Source organism: Ruegeria sp. SAZD011, assembly GCF_059612545.1.
Genome location: NZ_JBXWQU010000045.1, coordinates 12,687 through 36,177, shown reverse-complemented (window position 1 = coordinate 36,177; position 23,491 = coordinate 12,687). Strand labels below are relative to the sequence as shown.

The window sequence follows — 23,491 nt, the reverse complement described above, 5'->3', positions numbered from 1 at the left end:
CTTTCGAGCCCCCTGCAGCGTCCCGAGGCTACGGTTCAAGGCGACATGTTTAAGTGGTTTCAGGCCAAAATCACAAGCCAGCCAAAAGCCGCCACTGCGATCTATCCGGCGTAACGTCGCCACAAAAATTCATTCTGGAGGAAAATCCATGAAAATCACAGACGTCAAAACATGGGCTGTCAAGAACCCCGATTTCTATAAGGGCGGCACCTATTGGATTTTTGTCAAACTGACGACTGACAACGGGATTTCCGGCTATGGCGAGGTTTACGGCGTGCCCTTTGCGCCCCGTCTTGTCTGTCAGATGGTCGAAGACGTGGTCGCCCGTCACGTGGTCGGTCGCAGCCCGTTCGACATCGAAAACATCTGGCGCGTCCTCTTCTCATCCGCCTTTACCCAACGCCCCGATGTCAGTATGGGCGGCGTCATGTCAGGCATTGAAATCGCTTGCTGGGATATCGTCGGAAAAGCCGTCGGGCAGCCGATTTATAACCTGATGGGGGGCAAGGTCCACGAACGGCTAAGATCGTACACCTATCTCTATAATGCCCAACCCAAGGAAGAGCTTGACGCCTCGGATTTGCATGGTTCGGCGGACGCGGCGACGAAGCAGCTTCAGCATTACATGGACATGGGCTTTACCGCTATCGGCTATGATCCGGTGATGCCAATGGGATCATTCGATCCGCGCCAATTGTCGCTCGAAGACCTGGAAGGCGCCGAGAAAATGACGGCCGCCTTGCGCGAAGTGGCGAGCAGCACATGTGATCTGATGATCAAGACCCATGGCCAGATGACGACCTCAAGCGCGATCCGGCTGGCGCGACGTTTAGAGAAATTTGACCCCCTCTGGTTTGAAGAGCCCGTACCGCCAGGAAACGCCAAGGAAATGGCGCGTGTTGCCAGCTCCACCACCATTCCGATCTCGGGCTGTGAACGGCTGGTCAGCCGCTTTGAAATTTCTCAGATGCTTGAGGAGCAGGCGGTGCAAATCCTGCAACCCGCTTTGGGTCGCGTTGGCGGCATTCTGGAAGGCAAAAAGATCGCCGCCATGGCCGAGGCGCACTATGCCCAGTTCGCACCGCACCTGTTTGCCGGCCCGATCGAGGCCGCTGCCAACATCCAGCTGTCGGCCAGCCTGCCCAACTTCTTGATCCTCGAAAGCATCGAAACCTTTGGTGGCTTCTTTGGAACATTGCTGAACAAACCGATCGAGTGGGAACAGGGCTATGTCACTGTCCCGTCCGAACCGGGGCTCGGGTTTGAACTGAACGAAGCCGTGGCTGACGCCAACCCCTTCACCTCAGATGACGTGTTCCCACCCATGGCCGAAGTACCGCTTTAGAAATCTGGCTTCGATACGCGCCACGCCACACCGCGGAGATGGAAATATGAAGATTACAGATGTCACGGTCACCCTGTTCAAATGGGAAAATATTCCCACCAAAAGCTATGATCACGAAGTCAAGACCGTGGGTAACAAAAGCGATCTGGGCCTTGTCCGGATCACCACGGATGAGGGCATCGAGGGCCACGCCTTGCTGGGCTTGTGTGTGCATCCTGCCAGTCTCGAAGCGCCCCATCTCATCCGCTTTCTGAAGCCGATCCTTATGGGGCAGAACCCTCTTGATCGGGAACGCCTTTTTCAACGTATGCAGAAGATGCGCGCGCAGGTCAGCACGCAGGTTGTTTGCGCGCTTGACGTTGCCTTGTGGGACCTTGCCGGCAAGATCAGCGGCTTGCCGATCCATGCCCTGATTGGAACCTTCCGCGACAAGATCCCAGTCTATGCCAGTTCAGAGGTGCATGACTCGATCGACGGATATGTCGAACAGGCGCTCGCGGTCAAAGAGGCCGGTTTGCACGGCTACAAGCTTCATCCAAAGCAGAATTGGCGCGAAGATATTGCGGCCTGTCAGGCCGTGCGCAAGGCTGTGGGCGATGATTTCAACCTGATGCTGGATTCACGGTCTGCCTATGATCTGGGTGAGGCGGTCAAGGTCGGGCGGGCGATCGAGGAACTGGGATTTCTATGGTACGAAGACCCCTTGCCGATCACCGATATCTATAACTGCGCCAAGCTGCGCGAAAAGTTGGACATCCCTGTGATGGCCACCGAATTCCCGACCGGATGGCTTGACGACTATGCGCCGTGGATCACCAACAAAGCGACGGACATGTTGCGCGGTGACGTCTTGCTCAAAGGCGGCATTACATCGCTGCTCAAGATTGCGCATCTTGCCGAAGCCTTTGCGATGAAGCTCGAAATTCACCATGGCGGCAATTCGATCAATGACGTGGCCAACCTGCATGTCCAGATGGCAATTGCGAACACCAGTTTCATGGAAGTTCTGCTGCCGCATGAGGCCTGGTGGCATGGGCTGGTCGAAGAAATTCAGATTGACGCGGATGGATACGTCCACGCCCCCACCAAACCCGGGCTCGGCTATGAAATCGATCTCGAGCTGGTCGAACGGCAAAAGATTACAACGCTAAGCTGACGACATCGGAGGTCTGCAACAAAGGGGTTGCGACGTTACTGTGAGAGGCCATGTGCTGCACGAGGTGGGGCGTTTGGCTATTTCACGTCCCGGGGAACCCTAGAGCACCATCGCGTCCAAAACCGCGCGCGTGGCCTCGGGGTCGAACAGGTTTTTCTCACCGATGAAAACCAATGCGCAGCCAACGCCGTCCTCGGTGTGTGGGGCCAGAGTTGCGCGTTGGCCGACTAGCTGAAAGACAAGCTGCGTTGAAGGTTTTTCGACGAAGGAAACCAAACCTTTGGCCCGCAACACCTTTGGGGAAATCGATGCTATTGCATTTTGAAAGGCCGCCATCGGAATAGCCGCATCACTACGCCACTCCAGCGTGGCAAATCGCTCAGCGCTCTGAACTGTTGCCCTGCCCGCGCCGCGCGGCTCTGCGCGGCCGAACCCCAAGAGCGCGCTGAGTGACCCGTTGTCAGCATCAAGACCGACAAACCCAGATTTCCCCATGGCGCGTAATCTCATGGTCACCTTGGACAGGTCACTGGATGCAAGGCCATCAACCTTGCTGAATTGAATGATATCCGCCGCCATTACCTGCGCCAGCCACAGAGGATCAGCAGCACGTTCAGCGGTCAGGATCATGTCGGGGACATCCACAACGCAAATGACGCTGTCAAGCAGCACGGCGGGCCACAAAACAGGATCCATCACCGCGTCGATGATGCCCTGCGGGTCCGAGACACCGCTGGCTTCGATCACAATCAAATCAGGCGCGGCACCAACAAGAACCTGTTTCAGCGTGCGCAACAGATCGCCCTGAAGCGTACAGCAGATGCAGCCGTTCTTTAGCCCGATCACCTCATCCGTGGCACTTTCCAGCAAGGCCTCGTCAATGTTGATTGCGCCGAAATCATTCACGATCGCCGCAATGCGTTTGCCATGTTCTCTGTGTAGTAAGTCATTGATAAAGGTTGTCTTTCCGCTCCCCAAAAAGCCGGTCACAAGCAGAATAGGAACGCTCATGTAGTGGCGGCCCGTATCGGACGGCCCGGGTTGGCAGAGGTGTCCAGCACCCCATCCGTGATCACTGGTTGCCCCGCGATCAACAAATGAACCACCCCTTCTGACGGCCGGTTCATATTCTCGAAAGTGGCGCGATCAGTCACGCGCTCGAGGTCAAAAATGACGATATCCGCGTCAAACCCCGCCCTTAGCCGCGCCTTTTGTGCGATCTGCGGTGCCCGCCCCTCAATGACCCGCGCGGGGTATAGCGTGCATTTCGCAATGGCTTCGATCAGAGGCATGGTTTCGCGCTCGCGTACATATTCACGCAAGAAGCGGGTAAAGGTGCCGGAGGAACGCGGATGCGACAGAGCCTGATCGGGCAAGGGCCATTCCATCCCCGCGTAGATGCTGCCATCCGGCTCGATCCAAGGCATTGCGTCCGATGCGATGGACCCACCGGGATAAGTTACCGAAGCATCCAGCAGCCTGCGGTGGTGATCGTTCGCCTCAACATCCAGAAAGTGCCAGACAACAAGGTCGGAGGGGTTGTCCTCGCTTGCTTTGAGAAGGTCATCGCGCCCCGTGAAGCGGTGGTGGTTCTTGACCAGTTCAATCGTGGAATAATCGGTGCCGGACTTTTTGGTGAACTCTGGATCGGCAAAAAACCCCGCCCCCACAACCGTAGATCCCGCACCGTAGGGATAGGCCTCGGTGGTCACCGGCAGGCCCATCTCTTGGGCTTTTGCGATCAGTTCGACCACCCGTTCAATATCCATCAAGCTGGTCGAATTCATGTGGCAGATATGCATATGCGCGCCCGTGGCCCCAGCCAGACCGATCAGCCGGACGTAGCTTTCGATCGAGCTTTGCGGATCGATGTTGCTGGCAAAGGCGATGTGGGTGAAGGTTGGGCAGTTGAATTCGGCCGCCAGATCGCAGATGCGCGTAAGCTCTTTAATGCCCGCGCCAGGAGCGTATCCGTTGGGAATACCGATGCCGATGCCACCCTCCTCAAGTCCCTGTCGGGTCAGGTCAACCAAAGCATTGGTTTGCGCATCCCCCGCAGCCGCGACCGACCAACTGTTGTCATCCGCGGCCTTGCCCAACTGGTCAATCGGATGTGCTGCGCCGTCCGGCAGGAACCCCCCAAAGGCAGCCTTGCGGGCAAATATCCATGCCGCTGAGGTGCCGTAGTTCAAAACACGCGGCACATCCGCCTGCGCCGCGTACCACGCGGCTACAGGCAGCGCGCCGACTTCCAATTCCAGCGATGTGGTCACTCCATCAAACGCCTGCATCCGGTCTGCGGCAACCGATTGGCCGTGGGCGTGAATGTCGATAAATCCCGGCGCTACGATCAGCCCTGTTGCATCAATCTCGCGCGCGGCTTTGCCCAGATCCCGCCCGACGGCCACGATCTTGTCGCGCCGAACGGCGATATCGCAAATGTCATCAAAGCCGGTCTCGGGATCAATGACGCGGCCGTTGCGGATCAATAGATCGTGCTGCATCGGCTTTCCTTTGCAGGTTATTTCGCTGCTGCGATGGCTTCGATCTCGACCAATGCGCCGGGAATGGCGAGGGCCGAGGTCACTGTGGATCGGGCCGGAATATGGATGCCAAAAGCCGCGGCATAAGCTGCGTTGAACTCGGCAAAATGGGCCATATCCGTCAGCCAAACCGTGGTTTTCGCGACATCGGCAAGGCTTGCTCCTGCCTGCGCCAAAACCGCCTCAAGATTGGCGATGGCTTGGGTGGTTTGCGGACCCACGCCCCCTTCGATCAATTTGAAATTCGCATCAACGCCCAAAGCGCCAGAACAAAAGATCAAATCCCCCACGCGGGTGGCGGGAACCAGAGGAACCTTTGCGCCATTGGGCAGGACGGGCGGCGCGCCGATACGGTGCACGGTCATGGGCTGTTCCTTTAGTTGAACGGGTTTTCGACCTTGGGCCAAAAGTTTCCGTCGCGTTTCGTGAAGGGGATGATGGTCATGTCGGGCGTCACGGTGCCCGGTGACCGGACGTGGATGACCTGCGGGCTGATGCGTTCGAAATTCTGGTAGAAGTGGTTGGTCGACTTCGGGATCAATGCCTTCATCGCGGTTATATCGATCCCCAGATCGGTGTAGACCGCGGGTGAGAAATTCTGGGTGCGGACCGAAGAGACAATGAGGTGCACGCCGTCCGCATCCAACCAGACGCCCGTGCCCATGGGCATTTCGCTGTCGCCAAGTTTTTGTGTCATGCCTTCGCGGATACCGCGGACGGTGGCCTCAAGATCCACGGCAGCGCCCGATTCAGCGCAAATCTTGCCGCCGAGGCGCACGCGCATCCGCGCGCCGACACCGGCATCTTGGCACATGGCCACCAGCACAGGGTCCCAAAAGATGCCGTGGGCGATGTCTTTCATGCCGCGCTTGAGGATTTCTTGCAGGAAGAATGTGGAATCCGCCGGGGCGCCGCCGCCCGCGTTATCGCCCATGTCGGCCAGCGCGATCGGGCCGTGGTTGGAGGCGGCGACGATATCCAGCGCTTGGCCGATGTCGGGGTAATTCATGCGCAGACCTTCGCGGATATCCCAGAGCTTATCGGCAAATTCCTTGGCCACGCTGGCCGCCTTTTCGGCATTGCCATCGGCGATCACCAGCGTTTTGGTTCCGACATCGGAGACGTCGGCCCAAGGGAAGCCATGGGTCAGCGAGACAGAGAGGATACCATCCTTGCCCTCGGCGTCTTTCATCGCCTGCACAAAGGTTTTAGCGGGTTCCTTCATCGTTTCGATCAGCGTCAACATGCGGCAGTCATATGCGCGCATCACGGGCTTGGTTTTGCCCTCGGAGGCATCGGCTGCCATGATGAACAGTTCGCGCGCGCGTTCGGGCGCGTCGACATGGGGATATTCCTTGTAGTTGATGATCAGCGTGGCGTTGGTGAGCATCTCTTTGGTCAGGTGGTTGTGCGGGTCCAGTTCCAGCCCGATCACCTTGTCCGGCCCCATCAGCGCGCGGGCGCGGGCCATCATATCGCCCTCGCAATCATCATAGCCATCGGCCACCATCGCGCCGTGCATCGACATCAAGAGCATATCGGGCTGATGCGCCTCGATATCGGCCAAAATCTCGTCTCGGTAACTTTCATAGACGGCGCGCACGGTCGTGCCGGCAGGCTGCGCGGCGGCGGACAGGCTTTCGACCACCTCCCAGCCTTTTTCTTCGGCCATGCGGCGCCATTCATGCAGCGGCGCGGTGAACAGATTGCCGGGCTGCTGTGTGGCGTGCCGCGTGACCATCGTCGACTCAAAGGCATTCCGCCCTGTGGGCATTGGCGAAAACGTGTTGGTTTCGGTGGCAAGGCAGGCGATGAGCAGTTTCATGGCAATCGTTCCTTGGATGTCAGGCAAAGGGGTTTTCGACCTTGGGCCAGAAATTCCCGTCGCGCTTGGTGAAGGGGATAGAGGCAATGTCGGGTGTGACCGCCCCCGGGGAACCGACGTGGATCACCTCGGCGCTGACGCGCGCGAAGTTGTGATAAAAATGATTGGTGGATTTCGGGATCATGATCCGCAGTTCGGCAAGGTCCAGCCCCAGATCGGTAAAGACCGACGGGGAAAAGCATTGAGTCCGTTTGGACGACAGGATGATATGCACCCCATCCATTTCGAGCCAGACGCCGGTGCCGATCGAGATCGACATCTCGTTTACGGGCTGCGCCATGTTTTCGCGAATGCCGCGCACGGTCACGTCAAGATCGATCGCGTCGCCCGACGCCACGCAGACCTTGCCGCCAAGGCGCACGCGCATCCGCGCGCCAACACCGGCATCTTGGCACATGGCCACCAGCACAGGATCCCAAAACAGCGCAAGCCCGACTTGTTTCAGGCCGCGTTTCAGGATCTCGCGCAGGAAAAAGGTGGCATCCGACGGCGCGCCACCACCTGCATTGTCGCCCATATCGGCCAGCGTGACCGGAAAGACCGTCGCTTGTTCTGCCCTGTCGAGCGCTGTGCAGATATCGGGATAATCGACGCGCAGGCCATCGCGGATCGCCCAGAGGCTCTGGGCAAAGTTTTCTGCCACATGCGCGGCCTTTTCGGCATCGCCATCGGCGATCACCAGCATCTTGGCACCCAGATCGGCCACATCCCCCCAAGGGAAACCATGGGTCAGCGACACCGACAGGATGCCATCCTTGCCTTCGGCGTCTTTCATGGCCTGAACAAAGCTTTTGCCCGGCTCGGTCAGCGTCGGGATGATCGTCAGCATCCGGCAGTCATACGCGCGCATCACGGGACGGGTTTTGCCCATCGCCGCATCCGCAGCCATGTTGAACAGTTCCACCGCGCGTTCCGCCGGGTCGATATGCGGGTATTCCTTGTAGTTGACGATCAGGGTCGCGTTCCCAAGCATTGCCGGGCTCAGGTGATTGTGCGGATCGAGTTCAAGGCCGATAACCCTGTCCGGCCCCAGAATGGCGCGGGCGCGGGCCATCATATCGCCCTCGCAATCGTCATAGCCTTGGGCGATCATCGCGCCGTGCATGTTGATCAGAAAGATATCCGGCTGCTGTGCCTTCAGATCGTTCAGAATTTCGTCGCGGAATGCCTCGTACACATCCCGCGTTGTGATCCCGGCGGGCTGGGCGGCGGCGGTGAGGCTTTCGAAGATGTGCCAGCCGCGCTCGGTTGCCAAGCGGCGCCAGACATGCAGCGAGACATTGTGCATCCGCGGTTCGGCCGTGCTGCCCTCGCGCGTCAAAAGCCCGGCTTCAAAGGCCAGCCGCCCGGTGGGAATGGACGAAAAGCTGTTGGTCTCGGTGACCAGTGAGGCGATCATCAGTTTCATGTTACTCGGCCTCGCGCCGTGTCAGGGCTGTTCCCAGATTGGCCAGAAGATGCAGAAGGATCAGGCCAAAGCCGACCGGCACGGCAAGTGCGAAGGCCGACATCGGGATGTCGAGTGTTTCGCTGCTGACCCGGCTGTTGCGCGCGATATAGCCTGAGGCGACCTTGCCGTTCAGGCCGTAGACGCAATACCACAGGATCGGTGCGATAAAGATGAAGGCGCCGATGGCACGGATCACGGCAAAGACCTTGCCAAGCCCGCCCTCGCGCTGGCGCGCATCGGGAAAAAGTGACGGATCGGCATGGATACGAAAGGCGCAGGACGCGCCCAAAAGCCCCGCCCAGACCATGAGATAGCGTGCAAGCTCTTCGGTCCAGGCGGGCGGTTGATCCAGCAGATAGCGCGCGGCGGCCTGCCAGAAGGCGGTCACCACCAAGGCCGACACCGTGAGAACCGCGCCCCAAAGCGCAATCCTGTTGAGGGTCGCCGAAAGACGGTCAAGCCAGAGGATCACCGCGCGCATCTGATTACAGCCCGCTCGCTGTTTTCCAGGCGTCCAGCGCGCCTTCGGGCAGCGGAACCATGTTGTGCAGCGGTTCGCTCAGCGTTTTGAACTCGTTCCATGCTTCGGGAGACAGCGTGGTGACTTCGATGCCCGCCTCGCGCAGCATGTCGAGTTCGGTCGAGCGCGTGGCAAGCCAGTCGCGGTTGGCTTTGGTCGCTACGGCGGCGGCGTCCATCACGATTTTCTGCTCATCGGCCGAAAGCCCCTGAAACCAGTCTTCCGACACGATGATCGTGCGGCTGCCAAGGCCCACTTTGGCGTCCGTGAAGTACTTGATAAAGCCCGTGTGGCCGAACATCAGCGGCACCATCGGTGGGTTCATGTATCCGTCTGCAATGCCGGTTTGCAGCGCGTTGGGAACCTCGTCCCACGCCACGATCGTGCCGTTGCTGCCCCACATTTTGTAGATGCCAATCTGGGTATCATCCAAAGCGCGCATCCGCAGATCGGCCATATCGGCGGGCGAGTTCACAGGCTTTTTGGTGTTGAAGATCCCCGCAGACGAGCCAAGCGCCGCCATTGCGATCACGCGGACGCCTTGGGGGATCGTACCCGCGTTGATCTTGTCGAGCATGCCGTTTGCAAGGCCACGATCCACAGAGTCCCAATCGGGGAACAGATAGGGCAGCGTGGTCGGGATGATGTGCCCGTCAAGCGCGCCCACGCCCTTGGTGTCCGAAAGCGACACTTCCAGCAAACCCTGCTGGACCTGATCCATCTTTTCGGCCTCGGCGCCAAGCGCGCCGCGCTCGTATTCCACGGCTTCCATGCCATTGGCGTTCAGATAGGTCGAAAAGGCGTTTGCCCAGACATATGTGCCCGAGTTTTCAAGGTCTTTGGCCGAGTCGAGCGCGATCTTGACCTCGGCCGTGACGGGCGCAGCGATGGTCATGGCAAATGCAAGGCTTGCGACGCCCAGTTTGTTCATGAATGACATTTTCATTTCCTCCTCTGTTTGTCCCCAGCATGCCGGGGGGTGTTTTGCGTTAGTTCCACAGGCCAAATGCGCGGGGCAGAATGAGGCTGATCTCGGGAACGAAGACCAGAACCCCAAGCACAAGGATTTCGACGATGACGAAGGGGATGACCGCGCGGGCCAGCTTCCAATAGTTCAGCCCGGTGACGGTCGAGACGATCAGAAGGCACCCGCCCATCGGCGGCGACACAAGGCCGATCGTCAGGTTGAAACAGATCACGATGCCCAGATGCACGGGGTCAGCCCCGTTGGCGATCGCGACCGGCGCGATCAGCGGCACAAGCAGCGCCAGCGCCATCGGAATATCAAGAAACATGCCCGCCAGAATGAACAGCAGGTTCATCGCCAGCATGAATCCGACCGGACCAAGCCCCAAATCCGTGATCAGCGCCGAGATTGCCTGTGGTACCTTTTCGAGCGAGGCCAGATGGCCGAACGCGGCGACGGCACTAAGCACGATAAAGATCGAGCCGGTCAGCATCGCGGTGCGGCGGAGGCTTTCCAGCACGTCGTCGCGTTTCAGACCCTCGTAGAAAAATGCGGCGAGGGCTGCGACGACGACGGCGACAGCGGCGGCCTCGGTCGGGGTCATCCAGCCCAGCACGATTCCGCCCACGATGATCACGGGCAACAAGAGTGCAGGCAACGCGCGCGCGATGGCGGGCAAAACGGGCGGTGCCTCGCCTTTCTCGATGCGCGGGTGATCGTCGCGGATAGCGTAAATCGCGTTCATCAAGAACAGCGCCCCCGCAAGCATGAGGCCCGGCAGGATGCCTGCGACGAACAGCGCGGCAACAGATGTCTGCATGATCGCGCCATAGAAGATCAGGATGATCGAGGGCGGCACGATCGGCCCAATGATCGAAGAAGCCGCCGTGATTGCCCCGGCATAGAGCTTGGAATAGCCGCGCTGTTCCATCGCGGGCACCAGCGTGTTCGACAGCGAGGCCGCATCGGCGATGGCCGAGCCGCTGATGCCCGCAAAGAACACCGATGTCATGATATTCACATGCCCCAGCCCGCCGCGAATACGCCCGACGATGGCCATCGACACGTCGATCAGCGCCTTAGTCACGCCGCCGCGGTTCATCAACTCGCCCGCAAGGATGAAAAGCGGCATCGACAAAAGCGCGAAAACGCTGATTTGCGAAAAGACCTTTTGCGGCAGGATCGCGAGGTAGCGGGCGTTGTCCGTCAGGATAAACGAGGCCACCGCCGCGCCGCCAACGACATAGGCCAGACCCAGGCCCGAGGCCAGCAGCGCTACCAGAAGTACAGGGACAAACCACATCATGCGCCAAGCCCTTCTCGATCCGGTTGTATCGTTTGTGAATCAAGCCGCTCTGCCAGAATGTGCTCTGGGATTGGTTTACCCATCAGTTCTGCCGCCGCATATTGTGCGAGGCCCGGTGCAGACTGGATGCCATAGCCACCCTGCCCCGCCAGCCAATAAAATCCTTCGACCTTCGGGGAAAATCCCGCCACCGGCGATTTGTCCGCCACGAAACTTCGCAGCCCCGCCCAGGGGCTTTCAACACGCTTGACCATGACATCAAACGCACGTTCGATGCGGTCCACGCATATCGCAATGTCCATCTCATCGGGCTGCACGTCACAGGGCGGCTCTGGGTCTTCATTCGCCGGCGAAATCAGCAGCTTGCCTGCGTCGGGTTTCAGATAGAATTCTTCGGCGACGTCAATCGTCAGTGGCAGTGATTTGATGTCAATTCCTTGCGGTGCGTCCACCATCAGCGCGGTGCGGCGTTTCGGGGTCAGCCCAATGTGTTCGGCTCCGGCCATCTGCCCCACCTCATCGGCCCAGGCCCCTGCTGCGTTCACCACCGTTCGCGCGGTGACAGCACCTTGCGGCATGGCGATCTGCCAGCCCTGTGCGCTCTGCACCAAGTCGATCACAGGCGCACGTGTTTTTACTGTTCCACCATTTGCCTTGAACATCCGCAAATAACCCTGATGCAGCGCCGCCACATCGATTTCTGATGTGCCTGTGTCCCACAAGGCAGCGACGGCATAGCCTGCACGCAGCAGCGGCAGCCGCTCATAAAGCGTCGATTGACAGATGCGGCTGACGGTTAGCGCATCGGACAGCTCGCGCTCCATTGCCTCTAGCTGGTCAAGTTGATCTTCTCGCGCCACAAAAGCCGCATCAATACGAGACAGCAATGGGCGCTCGGAAAATCTAGTTGGCGGGGTTTCGAAAAACTGCAGTGAAGCCCGCGTGAGCGCCCGGATGGGCTGCGGCCCGTAAATGGGCGAATAAACCGCCGCAGATCGCCCTGTCGTGTGATATCCCGGTTGGCTTTCTTGCTCGATCAGTACGACCTTTGCACCAGCCGCCGCAAGCTCAGCCGCGACCGAGGCTCCTGCGATGCCCGCGCCAATCACGGCGACTTCAAAGGTCTGTGCTGTTTCCGGCAAAAGTGACCCTTACCTTCAGAATCGTTTCCGTTTTCACACGATTAATGGTAGGTGGTTTTCGTATCGGAAAAAAGAAAAATTTTTCGTATCGGAAAATTTGGGTGGTCGTATGCAGCAACCGATGAAGCTTCTTGAACCCAGTGCGACCGCGACCGAGGCTAACCTTGGGGCGCGTGTGCGGGAAATTCGCAAGTCGCGAAAGTGGACACTCAAAGAAGTTTCTGAGCGCACGGGCCTTGCCATCTCAACCATCTCCAAGATGGAGCGTGGTGAGATTTCGCTGACCTATGACCGCTTCATGCGGCTGGCCCAAGGTCTCGGCCTTGACGTGGGCGAGTTGTTTGATGCCGAGGCAGAAGGCTTTTCGCACGGCACGGTCTCCGTAACCCGTGCAGGCGACGCGCCGGTGCACCGGTCCGCCACATATGATTACGACATGCTGGCCTCTGACGTGACCGGCAAACACATGGTGCCGATGATAGGCCATATCAAAGCACACAGCTTTGGCGCATTCGAGGATTTCATCTCACACCCTGGGGAAGAGTTCATTTACGTTATCGAAGGTACCCTAGCGGTACACCTGAAAGGGCGTGATCCCATCACGTTGACAAAAGGCGACAGCATCTACTTCGACAGCGGTCTGGGACACGCTTATGTCTCAACCAGTGATAAGGACGCGATTGTCCTGGGGGTATGCTGGAAACCGGGCGAGCAACGCTCCAACGGAACTTAGTTTCGGTTTCCTTATCCATACTGCGAAAAATGTCTGACGTCAGCACCTCCGGACAGATTTCGAGGTTTGAGCAACGGAGATGCGGTCATCGGGCCGAGTCGCCACAATGGTTGTGGTGACTTGCAGCTCAGAGGAGATGACCATGACGTACTACATTGGACTTGATGTTTCAGTTGAAAGCACAGCGGTTTGCGTGATTGATGACACCGGCCGCGTCGACAAAGAGCTTTCCGTTCCGAGCCACCCCGACGATCTCGCGGCAGCGTTTGGCCCGTTTTCTGAGGCGATTGGTTCGGTCGGCCTCGAAGCTGGCCCGATGTCCGCGTTTTTGGCGGCGGGCTTGGAGCGGCATGGGTTTGCCCCGGTCCTCATGGAGACGAGGCGGGTTCATGCAGCTTTGTCTGCCATCCCGACCAAGACGGATCGGTGGGATGCGCGCGGCATTGCTGAGTTGCTTCGAATGGGATGGTTTCAACCTGTGCATCTGAAGACCCCCGCAGCCCGGGATTTGCGGTTGATGCTGTCGGCACGAGATTCCTTGGGGCGTCGAGTCCGGGAACTCGACAATTCTGTTCGAGGGTTAGTTCGCGGTTTTGGTTTGAAGGTACCCAAAGGCGTCCGCGGCCGGTTTTGCGAGCTGGTTCGGGAACTGATCGAAGACAATCCCGTTTTGGAAGCGGCAATCGCCCCACTTTTGACTTCCCGGGACTCTATGGCAGCCGAGTTTGCCAAGTTGGACAAGCTTGTTCGGGACCAATCCGGCAAGGATGAGGTCTGCCGCCGCCTAATGACCATTCCTGGCGTTGGTGCCGTGATCGCAATGACCTTCCGTGCTGCCATCGACGATCCCAAAAGGTTTCGTTCGTCGAAGTCCGTGGGAGCTTGTTTCGGGTTGACGCCCCGCCGATACCAATCCGGCGAGACTGATCGCGTTACCTCTATCACCAAGGCTGGCGATGCCAGTGTGAGGGCAGCACTATACGAAGCGGCGCACGTGATGCTGGTCAGGTCCACCCGATGGACACCATTCAAGGCCTGGGCCACGCGCGTCGCTGCCAGACGGGGCGCAAAGCGCGCCAAGATCGCCTTGGCTCGGAAGCTGGCTGTCATCATGCATCGCATGTGGTTCGATGGCACTGAGTTCAGAGCCGTCTGACAGGAAAGGACCACAACACTTCCGCAGGGAAGGCGCCCCCGAAGGGACGTGGTGAGGGAAAAGCCGCCAGAAATCCTGACTTGGACAACAAAGTCGCAACGGAGATGGGCTTTCTCGAACCAAAGCAAACCGCATCATGTGAATGCACCACGTATATCATGGACAGAAGCATGCACCTTCGGTTGCCTTTTCCTTGCAAACCACGGCCCGATTACAGAAGGATTTCTGGTTCATCTAAGCCATTATGGAGCGAATCTATGGACGCCCCCTGCGCAAGGTGTTTTTCGACGACGTTACCAACGGCATTGGATGGGTGAATCTATCCGGCCTTTGACGAAACGGTTCTGCTTCTGGCCTCGATGGGATCCGCTTTTTTGATGCCTTCCAAGACGACCGGCCTTCGAAAGGCGCCACAGAGTGCCGTGGCTTCCATGTTTTTCAGGCATAATTGATCAAATTCAATCTTTTTGATTATACATGCAAAGCGCGTCCGAGGGCCTTCTGAGCAGTTTCCTGGACAGTTTCCGTCAATGTCGGGTGCGCATGTATCGTGTCTGCGATATCCGTCAGGGTTGCGCCCATCTCGAGCGCCAATGCAAACTCGCCGGACATTTCCGAGACCGCTGAACCGACGGCATGGAAGCCAAGCACCAGTTCGTTTTTGGGGTCGAACACGATCCGCACGAAACCGTCGCTGCGCTCCATCGTCATGGAGCGTCCATTTGCGGCAAAGGGAAAAACCGTTGTTTTCGATCCCTCGATTTCGTTCGGCAACGCGCCCACGGTGACAATCTCGGGATCGGTAAAGCATACCGCAGGAATGGCGCGCTTGTCCCAGACCGAAGGCAGCCCGGCAATGTGCTCGGCAACAATCACGCCCTGTGCCATGGCACGATGCGCGAGCATCGGATCACCGGTAACGTCTCCAATGGCATAGACACCGCGCATCGAGGTCGCACAATGGTCATCAATCGCCAGGAAGGGGCCATTCATCGTCAGGCCCAGATCCATCAGACCAAATCCCTGCGTGACGGGCGCACGACCCACCGTAACCAGCACCTTGTCCGACGGGATTTCCACTGCGCCATCCGGCCCCTCGGCCAGAAGAGCGTTTCCATCTTCGGACAACCCATTCGCCCTGGTCGCCAAATGCAGTGTTATCCCAAGCTCCTGCAGACGAGCCGCGATCGGCTTGGTCAGCTCGGCGTCATATTGCGGCAAGATACGGTCTGCGAATTCCACGACAGTCACCTGCGCACCCAGCTTTGCCATGGCCGTGCCGATTTCCAACCCGATATACCCCCCCCCCACGATGGTCAGCCGGTTGGGAACCTCCCGCAGGTCCAGCGCTTCAGTGGAGGAGATGACCTTCCCGCCGAAGGGCAGCGACGGAAGCTCCTGCGGTTTTGATCCCGTGGCGATCACCATGGTTTCGCAGGAAATGCGCAAGGCGCCCTCGCTGGTTGAAACCTCCACGGTTTTGCCATCGATTATCTGCGCCCGTCCAGTCACATAGCGGGTTTTGGCCTTCTTGAGCAGGCTCGCAACACCGCCGGTCAGGCGTGTGACGATACCGTCTTTCCAGGCGATCGTTTTGGCCAGATCAATCATTGGCACAGTTGCGGAAATGCCCAGGGCGTTTTCGCCGGAAAGGCTGTGCAGCTTGGCAAATTCATCGGCTGCATGAATGAGCGCCTTGGAAGGAATGCATCCGACATTCAGGCAGGTGCCGCCCGGTTTTTCCGCTTCGACGACGATCGTGTCGATTCCCAGTTGCCCGGCGCGAATGCCACAGACATAGCCGCCTGGCCCCGCACCGATGATCAGAAGCTTGCAGGTTTCGGTTCTCACGGCTCAATCCTCCATAAAGATCAGCGCCGGGTTTTCCAGCAGGGTCTTGATACGTTGCACGAATTCTGCGGCATCCCAGCCGTCGATCACCCGGTGATCGAAGCTGGCCGAAATGTTCATCATCTTGCGGGGAACGAACTGTGCGCCATCCCACATGGGCCGGACCGCCATCTTGTTGATGCCCAGTATGGCCACTTCGGGATGGTTGATGATCGGCGTCGTCGCAATCGCTCCAAGAGGACCCAAAGAGGTGATCGTGATGGTCGAGCCGGTCAGTTCGTCACGGGTTGCCTTGCCCCTGCGCGCGGCCTCGGCCAGACGCAGGATTTCGGCGGCCAGTTCGAAGGGCGCAAGCGCTTCCGCATGACGCATAACCGGAACCACAAGACCTTTGTCGGTCATCGTGGCAACACCGATATGAACCGGGTTATGCCGCCGGATGATGCCCGCGTCGTCATCGAAATGCGCGTTCATCTCGGGATGCTGGTCGATCGCGCGACACAGGGCGGCGCTGACGAATGGCAGCATGGTCAGCTTCGGCTTGTCGCCCTTTCCGACATTCATCGTTGCGCGCAGGTCTTCGACCGCGGTCACGTCGATTTCTTCAATCACGGTGATATGCGGGATACGCGCATTGGCAAGCGACATGCTTTCCGAAATCTTGCGGCGAAGGCCGACGACCCGGATGTCTTCCACGCCTTCGCGCTGCGACCGGCCGGGCTTGGGCGCTGCAACCGCAGCAGGTCCGGCGGCGAAAACCGCATCAAGATCGCTGTCCGTGATCCGCCCTGCCGGACCGCTTCCGGCCACCCGCCGGAGGTCGATGCCTGCGGCCCGCGCCCGCGCCCGCACCGCAGGAGAGGCCAGCGGCGCAGCCCCTTCGGCGCGAGGCGCCCGCGCGCTGCCTGCAACAGGCGGCGCGGCGGGGGGCAGTTTCGGTTCCGGCGCTTTCGGAGCAGGCTCGGGGAGCTTGTCCTCGGGCTCTTTCTGCGCGACGGGCGACGCTGCTGCCGCCTCGGTATCCGGCGCTGTCGCGTTTCCTTCGCCCGCGTGCTCGATCGTCAACAGGGTCGCACCGACAACAAGTGTCTCTCCGATATCGGCGCCCAGCTCGACGACCCTGCCGTCGAAAAGCGACGGGATTTCCACCGTGGCCTTGTCGGTCATGACCGCGGCAAGCACGTCATCTTCCTTGACCAGGTCACCCACCTTTACGTGCCATTCGACCAGTTCGACCTCGGCGACGCCTTCGCCGACATCCGGGACCTTGATGATGCTGATACCCATGATCACTCCTCCATCGCCAATTTCAGTGCGGCGGCAATGCGTTCCGGACCCGGGAAGTAATCCCATTCCTGGGCGTGCGGGTAAGGCGCATCCCATCCGGCGACACGCCGGATCGGTGCCTTGAGGTGCCAGAAACAGGCTTCCTGGACCTCCGCGATCAGTTCGGCACCAAAGCCGCTGGTGCGTGTCGCCTCATGCACCACAACGCAACGCCCGGTCTTTTCGACCGAGTGGCGGATCGTGTCGAGGTCGAGCGGCAGAAGCGTCCGCAGGTCGATGATCTCGGCATCGACACCGGCTTGCTTGGCCGCAGCCTCGGCAACATAGACCATAGTGCCATATGCCAGGATCGTGATGTCACTGCCGGGCTGGCGCACCACGGCCTTGCCAAGGGGGACAGTGTAATGCCCTTCGGGGACTTCGCTTGACTCGTGCTGTGACCAAGGCACGGACTTGCCGGAATGGTCGCCGTAGAACGGGCCGTTATAGATCCGCTTGGGTTCAAGAAAGATCACCGGGTCAGGATCCTCGATGGACGCGATCAGCAATCCCTTGGCGTCATAGGGAGTCGAGGGGATAACGACCTTGAGCCCGGCCACATGCGTGAACAGTGCTTCGGGGCTCTGACTGTGGGTCTGGCCACCGAAAATGCCGCCGCCCGTCGGCATCCGCACCACGATCGGACAGGTGAATTGTTCGTTCGAACGGTGCCGCAGGCGCGCCGCCTCCTGGGTGATCTGGTCATAGGCGGGATAGACGTAATCGGCGAACTGCACCTCGACACAGGGGCGCATTCCCTGTGCGGCCATGCCCACGGCCAACCCGACAATCGCGCTTTCGTTGATGGGCGTGTCGAACACCCGCTCTTCGCCGAACTTCTCCTGAAGCCCGGCGGTACAACGGAACACCCCGCCGAAAAAGCCGACATCCTCGCCGAAGACGAGCACCGATGCATCGTCGCTCAACTTCTCATCCATGGCGCTGCGCAGCGCCTCGATCATGCTCATACGGGCCATGTCAGTACCCCATCTCCTGTCGCTGTCGGCGCAGATGCTCGGGCATGTCTGCGTAGACGCCGCGGAAAATTTCTGCCGGCGAGATCGGTTGCGGGTTCACGAAGGTTCCGTGTTTCTCGACCTCTTTTTGCTCCGCCATGACCTCGGCCAGCAATTCCGCCTCGGACTGCGCGTGGCGCTCTTCGGTCCAGATGCCACGCTTGATCATGTGGGTTTTCAAACGGTCCACCGGATTGCCCAACGGCCAGGCCAGCGCCTCATCCTTGGGGCGATAGGCCGAGGGGTCATCCGAGGTCGAATGTGGCGCGGCGCGATAGGTGAACCACTCGATCGCAATCGGACCATATCCGTTGCGCGCGCGCTGGATAGCCCAACGACTGACCGCGACTACGGCAAGATAATCATTGCCGTCCACCCGCAAGGCGGGAATGCCATATCCAAGCACCCGCTCGGCATAGGTCTTGCTCTGGCCGCTGGCGACGCCGGTATAGGTGGAAATGGCCCATTGGTTGTTGACGATATTCAGGACGACAGGCGGCTGATACACCGAGGCCGACAACAGCGCCGAATTGAAATCATTCGATGCCGTGGCGCCGTCGCCGATCCAGCCCGCCGCGATCTTGCCATTGCCACGCAGCGCGCACCCCATGGCCCAGCCGACAGCCTGCACATACTGCGTGCCAAGGTTGCCCGAGATCGAGAAAAAGCCATGCTCCCGCGCCGAATGCATGATGGGCAGTTGCCGGCCCTGCAGCGGATCGCATGCGTTCGAGTAGATCTGCCCCATCAGATCCCGCAGCGGATAGTCCGCCGCGATCAGAAGGGACTGCTGCCGATAGGTCGGGAAGTTCATGTCGCCCTGCTCAAGCTGGCGCTGAAACCCGCAGCCGATCGCTTCCTCGCCGGTGCATTGCAGATAAAACGAGGTCTTGCCCTGGCGTTGCGCATTCAGCAGACGTTTGTCCACCGCCCGCATCTTGAGCATGTCGCGCAGCCCTTGCAGCAAGGACTCGTCTTCCCGGTCGGCGATGTAATCGGCCCAGGGGCCGACGGCGTCACCCTGATCGTTGAGAATACGGATCAAGCCCTGGGCATAGTCGTGACTGTCGGCAGCCTTCAGGTCGGGCGGCGGTACGTCCAGTAGACCGGCGTCCGGGATATCAATGGCCGAGAAATCAGGCGTTTCATCCGGGCGCGCGGGCGGGTGCGGAAAGTTGAGCTTTGTCTGCCTGGTCATTTTGACTGCATCCTTGTTGCTGCATCCAAGCGGATGACCTCGCCATTCAGCATGGTGTTGCGGGCGATATGCAGCGCCAGTTCGGCGAACTCTTCGACCCGCCCGAGGCGCTGCGGAAACTCCGAGGTCCGGGCAAGCGCATCCTGCACCTCTTGCGGAAAGGCGGTGACCATCGGGGTCGCGAAGATGCCGGGGGCAATGGCGACGACGCGGATGCCGGTCTTTGCCAGATCGCGGGCCATGGGCAGGGTCAGGCCGACGACCCCTGCCTTTGACGAGGCATATGCCAGCTGGCCCATCTGGCCTTCAAAGGCGGCAATCGAGGCTGTGTTGATGATGACCCCGCGCTCACCATCGTCGTTCAGCGGTTCGGTCCCGGACATGCCAAGCGCGGATTGGGTTGCAACGTTGAACGTTCCGATGAGATTGACACCAACAACCTTCGCATAAAGGGCGGGGTCATGGGCCGCGCCGCGGGATACGGTCTTGGCCGCTGGCGCGATCCCTGCACAGTTGATGCAGATCCTTTCCTGACCCTGACGGGCGCGCAGCCTGTCCAGCGCGGTGCCCACGGCGCCGGCATCGGACGTATCGCATTGCGCGAATGTCGCGCCGGTCTCTGTGGCAAACTGCCGTGCGGCGTCCGCCTTCATATCCAGAATGCCGACGGGAACACCCTGCGCGCGCAGGGCTCTTGTCACGGCGGCCCCAAGACCGGAGGCGCCACCGGTGACGATGGCGGGGGTGTCTGCGCCGATCTTCATTGCTGGTATCTCCTTTTCAGGTCACGGGAAATGTTGATCCGCTGGACATCCGAGGTGCCCTCGTAGATCTGGCAGACGCGTGCGTCGCGATAGATCCGTTCCAATGGGAATTCCGAAAGATAGCCATAGCCGCCCAGGGTCTGGATCGCGTCCGACACGACCCGTTCGGCCATCTGGCTGGCCGTCAGCTTGGCAATGGAGGCTTCGCGCAGGCAGGGCTGGCCCAGATCCTTGAGCCGTGCGGCATACAGAACCAGCTGCCGCGCGGCTTCGATCTGTGCGTCCATGTCCGCAAGCCGGAAGGCAACCGCCTGATGCTCGAAGATCGGCTTGCCGAACGCCTGACGCTCCAGCGCGTAGACCATGGCATAATCAAGCGCGGCCTGCGCCATGCCCACCGATTGCGAGGCAATGCCGATGCGACCCGCTTCCAGCGACGACAGCGCGATCTGAAGCCCCTGCCCCTCAGTTCCGATCAACGCGCCTGCATCCACCTTGAGATCTTCAAAGGTCAGGGCGCAGGTGTCAGAGGCTTTCTGGCCCAGCTTCCGTTCCGGTTCGGCGACGAAAAATCCCGGGCTGCCCTGTTCGAGGTAAAACGCCGAAATCCCCTTTTTCCCCGCCGCCGGATCGGTCACGGCAAAGGCAATCGTTGCGCCACCGATCCGGGCCGAGGTGATGAACTGTTTTGAACCGTTCAGAACATAGCCATCGTTTGTCCGCACAGCCCGCGTCTTGATCGCGGCGGCATCGGTGCCGGTTCCGGGCTCGGTCAAGGCAAAGCAGCCGATGAATGCGCCTTTGGCCGCCGGGTTCAGCCAGGCGTCCTGCTGCGTCTTGTTGGCAAACATATGCAGGATCGCGCAGAATGGCGCATTGTGGACCGACATCATGGTCGAGACTGCGCCATCGCCGGCCGCAATTTCCATCAGCGCCAGCGCATAAGAGACATAGTCGGTCCCGACACCTCCCATTTCCTCGGGCACGGTCATGCCCAGAAATCCCAGTTGCCCCATCTCTTCGATGATACCGGTTTCGATCCGTCCTGTCGCCTCCCGGTCAGCCGCGCCTTGCGTCAGCTTGTCCCGCGCAAACTGCCGGGCCATGTCGCGGATCATCACCTGTTCTTCTGTGAGGATACCCTGCATCTGATCACTCCCTCTCGATGGCGACCGCCAGGGCCTCGCCGCCCCCGATGCAGATTGCGGCGACCCCGCGTTTCAGATCGCGCTGTTCCAGCGCATGCAGAAGCGTGACGAGGATGCGCGCGCCCGAGGCGCCGATGGGATGGCCCAAGGCACAGGCGCCACCGTTTACGTTCAACGTCTCATGGTCGATATCGAGATCCCGCATGAACGCCATGGCCACCACAGCAAAGGCCTCGTTTACCTCCCAGAGATCAACATCGGCAATGGTCCAGCCGATCCGGTCCAACAGCTTTCGTGTGGCCGCGACCGGGGCCGTTGTGAACCAGCCGGGCTCCTGCGCATGGCCAGAAAACCCTACGATCCGCGCCCGCACCGACAGCGCTTTCGCCGCGGCAGCGTCGCGCGATGCCAGAACCAAGGCCGCGGCGCCATCCGAAATTGAAGAGGCGTTCGCCGCCGTAACCGTGCCATCCTTGGCGAATGCGGGCTTCAGCTGCGGGATCTTGTCGGGGCGGGCATTGCGCGGCTGTTCGTCAGTTCGGATTGTCTGTTCGCCGCTGCGCGTCTTGATCGTCACAGGCGCGATTTCGGCGGTGAATACCCCGTCATCCGTGGCGGCCAGAGCCCGGTTGAGCGAGGCGATTGCATAGGCATCTTGCGCCTCGCGTGAGAATTCGTATTTCCGGGCGCAGTTTTCGGCAAAACTGCCCATCAGGCCACCTTCATAGGCGTCCTCCAACCCGTCGAAAAACATGTGATCCAGCATCCTCACATGTCCAAGACGTGCACCCGAGCGGGTGTTTGGAGAGAGGTAGGGGGCATTGGACATGCTCTCCATGCCGCCCGCCACGACAAACCGGCTGAACCCGGAGGAAATCTGGTTACAGCCCTGGATCACCGCCTGCATACCAGAGCCGCAGACCTTGCTTATTGCGGTTGCCGGCGTCGACAAGGGCAGGCCAGCGCCGAGGCAGGCCTGACGTGCAGGGGCCTGACCGACGCCGGCCGAAAGCACGATGCCCATGATGGTTTCGTCAACGTCATCACCTGCAATCCCTGCGTCGGCAATTGCGGCGCGAATTGCGATCGCGCCCAGATCAGTGGCTCCGATACCGCCGAACTCTCCCTGAAACCCGCCCATCGGCGTGCGCTTTGCGCTACAGATCACAACCTCTGCCATCTTCATTCTCCCAGTCGAGTTCAAATTCGGGCGCAATATTGCATGAGTCTTTCGGCTGTTTTTCCCAAAGGATGGACAAAATTTCTAAATTCGAGCATGAGAAAGACGAAAATACTTCCAATATGGGCTGAATCATGCTGAAAATAGATGAAACAGACATGCGTATCCTTCGCGCGATGCAGGCCGATGGCTCCAAAACCGTAACCGAAATCGCCGAGCAGGTCGGCATTTCTCAGTCGCCTTGCTCAAGACGGATCATCCAGCTGCAGGAGGCGGGGATCATCAGGGGCAAGACCGTCGATCTGGATCGCAGACGGCTTGGCTTTAACGCGCTTGTCGTGGCGCGGGTCAAACTGAACAAACATGACCGGGCGGGGCTTGAAGCCTTCCGCCGCGCGATCCGCGCCATTCCGGAAATCCAGTATGCAGTGCTGCTCCTGGGGGGCTTCGACTATCACCTTCATATCGTGGTGCGCGACATTGACCACTATCACGCGCTTGTTCAGGACAAGCTCGTCTCGCTGCCCGGAGTTCAGGAAATGGAAAGTTCGGTCATTCTGGACGTCGTCAAGAAGACGACCGCCCTGCCGATCTGATGCGCCGCGTCAACACCCGGCCATCTGGTGCCCCTGACCGCGCCTCCGATTGCCGTCGTGCCCTTTTTCGCTATCGCGCATACTTTTTACTATATGAAAATTATTGACTATCTGAAAAATTATTTTCTATCATGGTGTCCATGTTGCCGGTCCGAAAGGATTCGAGGGCGGCAACACCAGATCTACCCACCGCACAGAGCGACGAGCGA

The 23,491-nt window shown here is 59.6% G+C and carries 21 protein-coding genes; 5 read left to right on the top strand and 16 right to left on the bottom strand.

What is annotated here, in order from left to right:
- Window positions 1-148 precede the first annotated feature (148 nt).
- Both AC2FLM_RS23020 and AC2FLM_RS23015 read left to right on the top strand, forming a co-directional pair.
- Entirely contained in the window at window positions 149-1,345 is a 1,197-nt protein-coding gene (locus AC2FLM_RS23020; RefSeq protein WP_496860104.1) for a mandelate racemase/muconate lactonizing enzyme family protein, read from the top strand.
- Between the two features lie 46 nt (window positions 1,346-1,391).
- Complete coding sequence (locus AC2FLM_RS23015; protein WP_496860103.1) at window positions 1,392-2,501, top strand: enolase C-terminal domain-like protein; 1,110 nt, start codon at window positions 1,392-1,394, stop codon at window positions 2,499-2,501.
- Between the two features lie 99 nt (window positions 2,502-2,600).
- Here AC2FLM_RS23015 and AC2FLM_RS23010 read toward each other — a convergent pair whose 3' ends face one another.
- From AC2FLM_RS23010 to AC2FLM_RS22970, 9 genes are read right to left on the bottom strand one after another with little or no spacing between them, the layout of a single operon-like run.
- Complete coding sequence (locus AC2FLM_RS23010) at window positions 2,601-3,512, bottom strand: CobW family GTP-binding protein (protein WP_496860102.1); 912 nt, start codon at window positions 3,510-3,512, stop codon at window positions 2,601-2,603.
- Entirely contained in the window at window positions 3,509-5,005 is a 1,497-nt protein-coding gene (locus AC2FLM_RS23005; protein WP_496860101.1) for an amidohydrolase family protein, read from the bottom strand. The genes AC2FLM_RS23010 and AC2FLM_RS23005 overlap by 4 nt, the downstream gene beginning before the upstream one ends.
- A gap of 17 nt (window positions 5,006-5,022) precedes the next feature.
- Window positions 5,023-5,409, bottom strand: coding sequence for a RidA family protein (locus AC2FLM_RS23000; protein WP_496860100.1), 387 nt, complete (start codon window positions 5,407-5,409; stop codon window positions 5,023-5,025).
- 11 nt (window positions 5,410-5,420) lie between these two features.
- Entirely contained in the window at window positions 5,421-6,869 is a 1,449-nt protein-coding gene (locus AC2FLM_RS22995) for a M81 family metallopeptidase (protein ID WP_496860099.1), read from the bottom strand.
- A gap of 19 nt (window positions 6,870-6,888) precedes the next feature.
- Window positions 6,889-8,337, bottom strand: a complete 1,449-nt coding sequence (locus tag AC2FLM_RS22990) for a M81 family metallopeptidase (RefSeq protein WP_496860098.1) — start codon at window positions 8,335-8,337, stop codon at window positions 6,889-6,891.
- A gap of 1 nt (window position 8,338) precedes the next feature.
- On the bottom strand, window positions 8,339-8,860 hold the full coding sequence (locus AC2FLM_RS22985) for a TRAP transporter small permease (protein WP_496860097.1): 522 nt from the start codon (window positions 8,858-8,860) through the stop codon (window positions 8,339-8,341).
- 4 nt (window positions 8,861-8,864) lie between these two features.
- Complete coding sequence (locus AC2FLM_RS22980; protein WP_496860096.1) at window positions 8,865-9,839, bottom strand: TRAP transporter substrate-binding protein; 975 nt, start codon at window positions 9,837-9,839, stop codon at window positions 8,865-8,867.
- Window positions 9,840-9,888: 49 nt separating this feature from the next.
- Window positions 9,889-11,172: a TRAP transporter large permease gene (locus AC2FLM_RS22975; RefSeq protein WP_496860095.1), complete on the bottom strand. Its 1,284-nt coding sequence runs from the start codon at window positions 11,170-11,172 to the stop codon at window positions 9,889-9,891.
- Window positions 11,169-12,314, bottom strand: coding sequence for an NAD(P)/FAD-dependent oxidoreductase (locus AC2FLM_RS22970; protein ID WP_496860094.1), 1,146 nt, complete (start codon window positions 12,312-12,314; stop codon window positions 11,169-11,171). The genes AC2FLM_RS22975 and AC2FLM_RS22970 overlap by 4 nt, the downstream gene beginning before the upstream one ends.
- A 121-nt stretch (window positions 12,315-12,435) precedes the next feature.
- Here AC2FLM_RS22970 and AC2FLM_RS22965 point away from each other — a divergent pair, with 121 nt between their 5' ends.
- Together AC2FLM_RS22965 and AC2FLM_RS22960 are read left to right on the top strand one after the other, a co-directional pair.
- A complete protein-coding gene (locus AC2FLM_RS22965; RefSeq protein ID WP_496860093.1) occupies window positions 12,436-13,047 on the top strand; it encodes a helix-turn-helix domain-containing protein in 612 nt (203 codons plus the stop codon).
- A gap of 142 nt (window positions 13,048-13,189) precedes the next feature.
- Complete coding sequence (locus AC2FLM_RS22960; RefSeq protein ID WP_496860092.1) at window positions 13,190-14,203, top strand: IS110 family RNA-guided transposase; 1,014 nt, start codon at window positions 13,190-13,192, stop codon at window positions 14,201-14,203.
- Between the two features lie 471 nt (window positions 14,204-14,674).
- Here AC2FLM_RS22960 and lpdA read toward each other — a convergent pair whose 3' ends face one another.
- Genes lpdA through AC2FLM_RS22925 form a run of 7 tightly spaced genes read right to left on the bottom strand, consistent with a single transcriptional unit; the run spans window position 14,675 to window position 22,686 of the window.
- The gene (gene lpdA / locus AC2FLM_RS22955; protein ID WP_496860091.1) at window positions 14,675-16,054 is read right to left on the bottom strand and encodes a dihydrolipoyl dehydrogenase; all 1,380 of its coding nucleotides are present in this window, start codon (window positions 16,052-16,054) and stop codon (window positions 14,675-14,677) included.
- Between the two features lie 3 nt (window positions 16,055-16,057).
- Window positions 16,058-17,341: a dihydrolipoamide acetyltransferase family protein gene (locus AC2FLM_RS22950; RefSeq protein WP_496860090.1), complete on the bottom strand. Its 1,284-nt coding sequence runs from the start codon at window positions 17,339-17,341 to the stop codon at window positions 16,058-16,060.
- Between the two features lie 2 nt (window positions 17,342-17,343).
- Window positions 17,344-18,357 carry an alpha-ketoacid dehydrogenase subunit beta gene (locus AC2FLM_RS22945; RefSeq protein WP_496860089.1) on the bottom strand — a complete coding sequence of 338 codons (1,014 nt, stop codon included), beginning with the start codon at window positions 18,355-18,357 and terminating at the stop codon, window positions 17,344-17,346.
- Between the two features lies 1 nt (window position 18,358).
- The gene (locus tag AC2FLM_RS22940; RefSeq protein ID WP_496860088.1) at window positions 18,359-19,594 is read right to left on the bottom strand and encodes a thiamine pyrophosphate-dependent dehydrogenase E1 component subunit alpha; all 1,236 of its coding nucleotides are present in this window, start codon (window positions 19,592-19,594) and stop codon (window positions 18,359-18,361) included.
- Window positions 19,591-20,358, bottom strand: coding sequence for an SDR family NAD(P)-dependent oxidoreductase (locus AC2FLM_RS22935; RefSeq protein WP_496860087.1), 768 nt, complete (start codon window positions 20,356-20,358; stop codon window positions 19,591-19,593). The genes AC2FLM_RS22940 and AC2FLM_RS22935 overlap by 4 nt, the downstream gene beginning before the upstream one ends.
- Window positions 20,355-21,506: an acyl-CoA dehydrogenase family protein gene (locus AC2FLM_RS22930; RefSeq protein ID WP_496860086.1), complete on the bottom strand. Its 1,152-nt coding sequence runs from the start codon at window positions 21,504-21,506 to the stop codon at window positions 20,355-20,357. Before AC2FLM_RS22930 ends, AC2FLM_RS22935 begins: the two co-directional genes overlap by 4 nt.
- A gap of 4 nt (window positions 21,507-21,510) precedes the next feature.
- The gene (locus AC2FLM_RS22925; RefSeq protein ID WP_496860085.1) at window positions 21,511-22,686 is read right to left on the bottom strand and encodes a thiolase family protein; all 1,176 of its coding nucleotides are present in this window, start codon (window positions 22,684-22,686) and stop codon (window positions 21,511-21,513) included.
- Window positions 22,687-22,820: 134 nt separating this feature from the next.
- Between AC2FLM_RS22925 and AC2FLM_RS22920 the strand changes: the two genes are divergently transcribed.
- On the top strand, window positions 22,821-23,282 hold the full coding sequence (locus AC2FLM_RS22920; protein WP_271422661.1) for an Lrp/AsnC family transcriptional regulator: 462 nt from the start codon (window positions 22,821-22,823) through the stop codon (window positions 23,280-23,282).
- Window positions 23,283-23,491 lie beyond the last annotated feature (209 nt).